Source organism: Sphingomonas mangrovi, assembly GCF_047975845.1.
Classification (GTDB): Bacteria; Pseudomonadota; Alphaproteobacteria; order Sphingomonadales; family Sphingomonadaceae; genus Sphingomonas.
This window is the reverse complement of record NZ_JBIUCZ010000062.1, coordinates 1-6260: the sequence shown is the minus strand read 5'-3', so window position 1 is coordinate 6260 and position 6260 is coordinate 1. Positions and strand designations below refer to the sequence as shown.

5 protein-coding genes are annotated in these 6260 nt (G+C 72.5%); 2 read left to right on the top strand and 3 right to left on the bottom strand.

Annotation, left to right across the window (positions count from 1 at the left end):
• Window positions 1-119: 119 nt before the first annotated feature.
• Genes ACBY01_RS17000 through ubiA form a run of 3 tightly spaced genes read right to left on the bottom strand, consistent with a single transcriptional unit; the run spans window position 120 to window position 3207 of the window.
• Window positions 120-902, bottom strand: coding sequence for a 3'(2'),5'-bisphosphate nucleotidase CysQ (locus ACBY01_RS17000; protein ID WP_416462179.1), 783 nt, complete (start codon window positions 900-902; stop codon window positions 120-122).
• Window positions 895-2241 (bottom strand): TldD/PmbA family protein, encoded by a 1347-nt coding sequence (locus tag ACBY01_RS16995; RefSeq protein WP_416462178.1) that lies wholly within the window; start codon window positions 2239-2241, stop codon window positions 895-897. Before ACBY01_RS16995 ends, ACBY01_RS17000 begins: the two co-directional genes overlap by 8 nt.
• Before the next feature lie 51 nt (window positions 2242-2292).
• Window positions 2293-3207, bottom strand: coding sequence for a 4-hydroxybenzoate octaprenyltransferase (gene ubiA / locus ACBY01_RS16990; protein WP_416462177.1), 915 nt, complete (start codon window positions 3205-3207; stop codon window positions 2293-2295).
• Between the two features lie 367 nt (window positions 3208-3574).
• Between ubiA and ACBY01_RS16985 the strand changes: the two genes are divergently transcribed.
• Entirely contained in the window at window positions 3575-5251 is a 1677-nt protein-coding gene (locus ACBY01_RS16985) for a sensor domain-containing diguanylate cyclase (protein ID WP_416462176.1), read from the top strand.
• A 32-nt stretch (window positions 5252-5283) separates the two neighbouring features.
• The gene (locus tag ACBY01_RS16980) at window positions 5284-6027 is read left to right on the top strand and encodes a 16S rRNA (uracil(1498)-N(3))-methyltransferase (protein ID WP_416462175.1); all 744 of its coding nucleotides are present in this window, start codon (window positions 5284-5286) and stop codon (window positions 6025-6027) included.
• Window positions 6028-6260 lie beyond the last annotated feature (233 nt).

The following is a 6260-nucleotide window of genomic DNA, read 5'->3' as shown; positions in this document are numbered from 1 at the left end:
CGCCGGCCTCGTCTGCTTGCGCATCTCATCTCTCCGATACCCAGCGAAGAGAATCACATCCCCAGCTTTATGCAAAGGTCCCGCTTTCGCTGGGATGACGGGACTTGGCGGACGCGTGGCTACGGCTTCCCCAGCGCCGCGATCGCGCGGGGGCGGAGGCGCTCGACGGCGGCGGCGTGGATGCCGGGCGCGGTCGCGAGCACGCCGAACGCCTGCGCGCGCGGGGTGTTGAAGCGCAGCGGCTTGCCGAGCGCGTCGGTGGCGGCGGCGCCCGCCTCGCGCAGCAGCAGCACCGCCGCCGCCACGTCCCATTCGTTGCCCCAGCGAAGGGTCGCGAGCAGGTCGGCCTCGTCCGCCGCGACCATCGCCATGCGCAGCGCGATCGAATTGGGCTTGGCCACCGCGACGAGATCGCGGTCGGCCTTGGGCAGCGCGTCGACCGGCGTGCGGGCTCCGGCGAGCCGGTCGATACCGCCCGCCGCCAGCCGCACGCCGTTGCGCCACGCGCCCTCGCCCGCCGCCGCCCGCCAGCGCTCGTGGCGGGCGGGTGCGTCTAGCACGCCGAGCACCGGCTGCCCGTCCTCGACCAGCGCCACCGACACCGCCCAGCCAGGGCGTCCGCGGATATAGTCGCGGGTGCCGTCGATCGGATCGACGATCCACACCCGCCGCCGCGCCAGCCGCGCCGGATCGTCCGCCGATTCCTCGGACAGCCAGCCGGCGTCGGGAAGCAGCGCGGTCAGCCGTTCGCGCAGCAGCGCGTCGACCGCCAGGTCGACCTCGCACACCGGATTGCCCGGTGCCTTTTCCCAGCGTTGGAAGTCGGTCGCGGCGCACGCGTGCGCCAGCGTCGCCGCTTCCCCCGCGATTGCCGCGACCCGGTCGAGCAGCGTGTCAGCCACCCGCGACCGTCATCCCGTCGATGCGCAGCGTCGGCACGTTGACGCCGTAGCGGAACTCCAGGTCGCTCGCCGGCACCAGCGCGGCGAACATCGCCCGCAGGTTTCCGGCGATGGTGATCTCCGCCACCGCGCGGGTGATCTCGCCGTTCTCGATCAAGAAGCCGGCCGCGCCGCGGCTATAGTCGCCGGTGACGCCGTTCACCCCCTGGCCGATCAGCTCGGTGACGAGCACGCCGCGCTCGATGTCGGCGATCAGCGCCTCGGGCGTAATGCGGCCGGCGTCCATGTAGAGGTTGCTGGTGCCCACCCCGGGGGCGCCGCCGATGCCGCGGGTGGCGTGGCCGGTCGGCTCCAGCCCCAGCTGCCGCGCCGAGGCGCTTTCGAGCAGCCAGCTCTGCAGCACCCCGTCCTCGACGATGGCGAGCGGCGACACCGGCAAGCCCTCGCCGTCGAACGGGCGCGAGCGCAGCCCCTGCGGGCGGTGGGGATCGTCGCGGATGGTGACGCCGGGCGCGAACACCGCGCTGCCGAGCGCATCGCGCAGGAAGCTGGTGCCGCGCGCGACCCCAGGCCCCGCGATCGCGCCGGTCAGGTGGCCGAGCAGGCTCGATCCCACGCGCGGATCGAACACCACCGGCATCGGCCCGGAGGCGATCCGCGCCGGATCGAGCCGCGCGACCGCGCGCTCGCCCGCCAGCCGGCCGATCGCCTCCGGCGCGTCGAGCGCGGCGCGATGTCGCGCGCTGTGATGGGCATAGTCGCGCTGCATGCCCGAGCCGGTGCCCGCAAGCACGCTCGCCGAGACGCCGTGGCTGGTGACGGCATAGCTGCCGGCGAAGCCGTGGCTGGTCGCGAGCGCGATCACCGCACGGCTGGCGCTGGCGCCGCCGCCTTCGGAATTGGTGACGCCGGCGACGGCGCGCGCGGTATCTTCGGCCGCTAGCGCCTGCGCCTTCAGCGCCTCGGGCGACACGTCGGCGCCGTCGTCGAGATCGAGCAGCGGGGCGGCGCCCTTCATCAGCCGCTCGGCCGGCGCGAGGCCCGCCCAGTCGTCCTCCGGCGCGAGCCGCGCCATCGCCACCGCGCGTTCCGCCACCGCGTCGAGCGCGGCGTCGGACAGGTCGGAGGTAGCGACGCTCGCCGAGCGCTTGCCGACGAACACGCGCAGGCCGAGTTCGCCGCCCTCGGAGCGGCCGACGTCCTCGAGCGCGCCCAGCCGGACGGAGACGGAGAGCGCCGTGTCGGCGATGAGGATGGCATCGGCGGCATCGGCGCCCTGGGCGCGCGCACGCTCGATCGCCTGCGCGGCGCGGGCCTGCGCCTGTTCGGGGTTCAGCATCGCCGCGACTTAGGGAGCCGGGGCGCCAAGGTCAAAGCCACCCCCGCCGATTCAGGCCGCGGTGCCGACCACCAGACAGGCGAGGAACATCAGCAGCCCCGCGTCGCGGTTGCTGCGGAAGCGCGCGAGCGTGTTGTGCCCGTCCTTCGGATCGAGCGTCGCGACCTGCCAGCCCAAATGCAGCGCCATCGGCAGCAGCGCGAGGAGCGCGAGCGGGGTCGGGAACACCAGCCACAGCGCACCCGCCCAGCACAGCACCGTCGCCGCATAGAGGATCGCCACCCCGCCGCGGACCTTGCTGCCCATCCGCCGCGCCGAGGAACGCACGCCGACGAGCGCGTCGTCCTCGACGTCCTGCAGCGCATAGATGGTGTCGTAGCCGATCACCCAGGCGATCGATCCGGCGTAGAGCAGCAGCATCGGCGCGATGCCGGCATCCGTCACCTCGACCCAGCCGACCGGCGCCGCCCAGCTGAAGACGATGCCGAGCCACGCCTGCGGCCACCAGGTGATCCGCTTCATGAACGGATAGGCGGCGACCAGCGCGATGCTCGACACCGCGACCAGCGCGGCGGCGAGGCGCAGCTGGAGCAGCACCACCAGGCCGACGGCGCACAGGATCAGCAGCCAGGTCCACGCTGCCTTCAACGACACCGCGCCGCTCGCCAGCGGGCGGTTGCGGGTGCGCGCGACCTGCCGGTCGAGGTCGCGGTCGACGATATCGTTGTAGACGCAGCCGGCGCCGCGCATCGCGATGCTGCCGAGCAGGAACCAGGCGATCATCTGCCAGCGCGCGATCCCCTGCCCGGCCAGCGCGATCGCCCAGGCCCCCGGCCAGAACAGCAGCCACCAGCCGATCGGCCGGTCGAAGCGGGCGAGCAGCGCGAACGGCCGCAGCGTCGCAGGAAGCCGCCCGACGAGCCCGCGATGCTCGCTGTCGGGGACGATCTCGACCCCGGCGGTCACTGCCGGCCGTCCGTCGCGGGTGCCCGAGCGGCGGCGAAGTTGAGAAAGTTGAGGCCTGCGCGCGGGTCGATGGAGCGACGGCCGGCCGTCGCGCGACACGGCACCGGGAGGAGGGCGAAGATCATGCCGCCTGCTGCCACAGCCGCCGCCGGTAGGACAGCCCAAGCTGCGGCGAGCAGGAAAGGAAACCGGAATCAACCCCCTGCGTTATCTCGATCTTCATTCCCCCCTCTATATTGCACGTGCGTGAGGCGCTGGACGGCGGCCTGAGCAAAACGCCGGTTCCAGGAGACGCACGATCAGGTCGAACAAGCTGCTCCCCTTCCAGGGGTTCTGGCGCGCGGTTGCCGCCAGTCTGACCGCACGGGTGCTGCTGGTCGGCTTGCTGCTGATCGGCCTGCTCGGCGCGGTCGGGCTGGTCGCGTTCAATCGCGTCGTCGACCTGACGCTGGTGCGGCTGGGCAGCGGCTTCGCCGAGCGGCAGGTGCTCTACGATCGCGCGCGCGGGCTCGGCACGCTCCAGCGCGACGTGGCGCTGGCGCAATCCAACGCCCAGTCCGAATCGGTCATCCGCTGGCTGCTCGACGAGCGGAACGCGACCAAGCGGCACACGGCCGTCACCGAACTGCGCCGCCGGGCGGCGCTGTCGACAGGCGGGACCTTCTTCGTCGGCTTCCCGGATACCCGGAACTATTATTACGAGGAAAGCGGGACCCGATTCACCGCCGAGCGGCCGCGCCTGGAGATCCAGCGCGGCAAGACCCGCGACCGCTGGTTCTTCGAAACGCTGGCGAGCAAGGACGCCTGCCACCTCAACGTCGACGCCGACGGGCTCGCCAAGCGCACCCGCGTCTTCGTCAACTGCGTCGTGCGCTATCGGGGCAAGGCGATCGGCGTGACCGGCACCGCGGTGGACCTGTCGTCGGTGGTGCGCGAGGCGCTGGCGGAGACCCAGCCGGGCGTCTCGACCTTCTTCGTCGACCGGCGCGGCGTCGTGCAGGCGCATCGCGACCCGCGGATGGTCGGCCGCTATTCCGATCCCGAGCGGAGCCGGCCGCCGACCGTCTTCGAGATGGTCAGCTGGGAAGAGGATCGCGCGCAGCTCGCCGCGATGATGGCGGATGTCGCGGCCGGGCAGGACGCGGCACGCTCCAGCTTCCTGACGATGCGCGGGCAGCGGATGCTGGTGGGCGTCGGCTATCTCGACGGGCTCGACTGGTTCAACGTCACGGTGATGGACACCGACGCGATGGTCGACCGCGGACTGTTCGGGCCGATCGCGCTGCTGATCCTGCTGATGCTGCTGCTCGGCACCGCGCTGGTGGCGCTGCTGTTCAAGCGCGTGGTGCTCGATCCGCTCAGGCAGCTGGAGATGAGCGTCGTCGAGGCCGAACAGGGCCATTTCGCGCCGGCAGAGTCGCTCGACTTGCACCGCAACGATGAGATCGGCCGGCTGTCGCGCCGGTTCGCGGCGATGGCGCGTGCGGTGGCGGAGCATACCCGGTCGCTGGAGGCGCGGGTACGCGAGCGCACGCTGGAGCTGGAGCAGCTCGCCTATCGCGACGCGGCGACCGGGGTGGCCAACCGCCGCGGCTTCGTCTTCGGGTTCGAGGCGGTGCAGCGCGATCGCCGCGCGGCACCGGTCGCGCTGCTGCTGATCGACGTCGACCGGTTCAAGCAGATCAACGACCGCCACGGCCATGCCGCCGGCGACATGGTGGTCGCCGAGATCGCCCGGCGCATCCAGACCGCGCTGCGCCCCTCCGACCTGTGCGGCCGCTGGGGCGGCGACGAGTTCATCGTGATGCTGCGCGGCTTCGAGGCCGAGCGGCTGCCCGGCGTCGCCGCACGCATCGTCGAGCGGGTGTGCGCCACCCCGATCATGCTGGGCGACGGCAACACCGTGACGGTGACGCTGAGCGTCGGCGCCTATTGCGTGAGCGACGGCGACACGCTGGACACCGCGATCGAGCAGGCCGACGCGGCGATGTATCGGGCGAAGGGCAGCGGGCGAAACCGCGTGGTGATCGCCGAGGCGGCGTGACGAAGCCGCCTGGCTCGCCTAACACCGCGGCCATGCCCGCAACCCCCGCCTGGCCGCCGCAGTCCACCCCCCGCCTGTTCCTCGACGATCCGATCGCCGCCGACGCGCAGATCCGCCTCGACGGCCCGCAGGCGCATTACCTGCTGTCGGTGCTGCGCGCGAAGCCGGGCGACCCGGTCAAGCTCTTCGACGACCGCACCGGCGAATGGCTGGCGACGGTCGCGCACGCGGGCAAGCGCGACCTGACGCTGTCCGTCGAAACCCATCTGCGCCCGCGCGAGCCGGTGCCCGACCTGTGGCTGTGCGCCGCGCCGCTCAAGAAGGGGCGGGTCGACTGGACGGTGGAAAAGGCGTGCGAGCTTGGGGTGGCGCGGATCGTGCCGGTGCTGACGCGGCGTACTGTGGTGGACCGCCTCAACCTCGACCGGCTGCGCGCGCATGCGATCGAGGCGGCGGAACAGTGCGACCGCACCGCGCTGCCCGAGCTTGCCGAGCCGGTGAAGCTGGCCGCGCTGCTGCGCACCTGGCCGGCCGAGCGCGCGCTGTTCTTCGCCGACGAGACCGGCGGCGCGCCTGCCGCGGCGACGATGGCGGCCCGCCGCGGACCCGGCGCGATCCTGATCGGGCCGGAGGGCGGCTTCGACGCCGAGGAACGCGACGCGATCCGCGCGCTGCCCCAGGCGCACGGACTGACGCTGGGCCCGCGCATCCTGCGCGCCGAGACGGCGGCGGCGGCGGCGGTCAGCCTGTGGATGGCGAGCGCCGGCGACTGGTAGCGGGCGGTGCCGCGACCGTCGCACGGCCGTCCGCGAACCCCGCACCGGGACCATCGCCTAGCGCCAGCCCCCACGCCGTCACGCCAGCGAAGGCTGAGGTCTCCTGCGACTCCCGCCCCGCGCCCTCGCCCGAGATCCCAGCTTTCGCGGGACCTTTGCATAAAGCTGGGGATGTGATTCTCTTCGCTGGGTATCGGAGAGATGAGATGCGCAAGCAGACGAGGCCGGCGTCC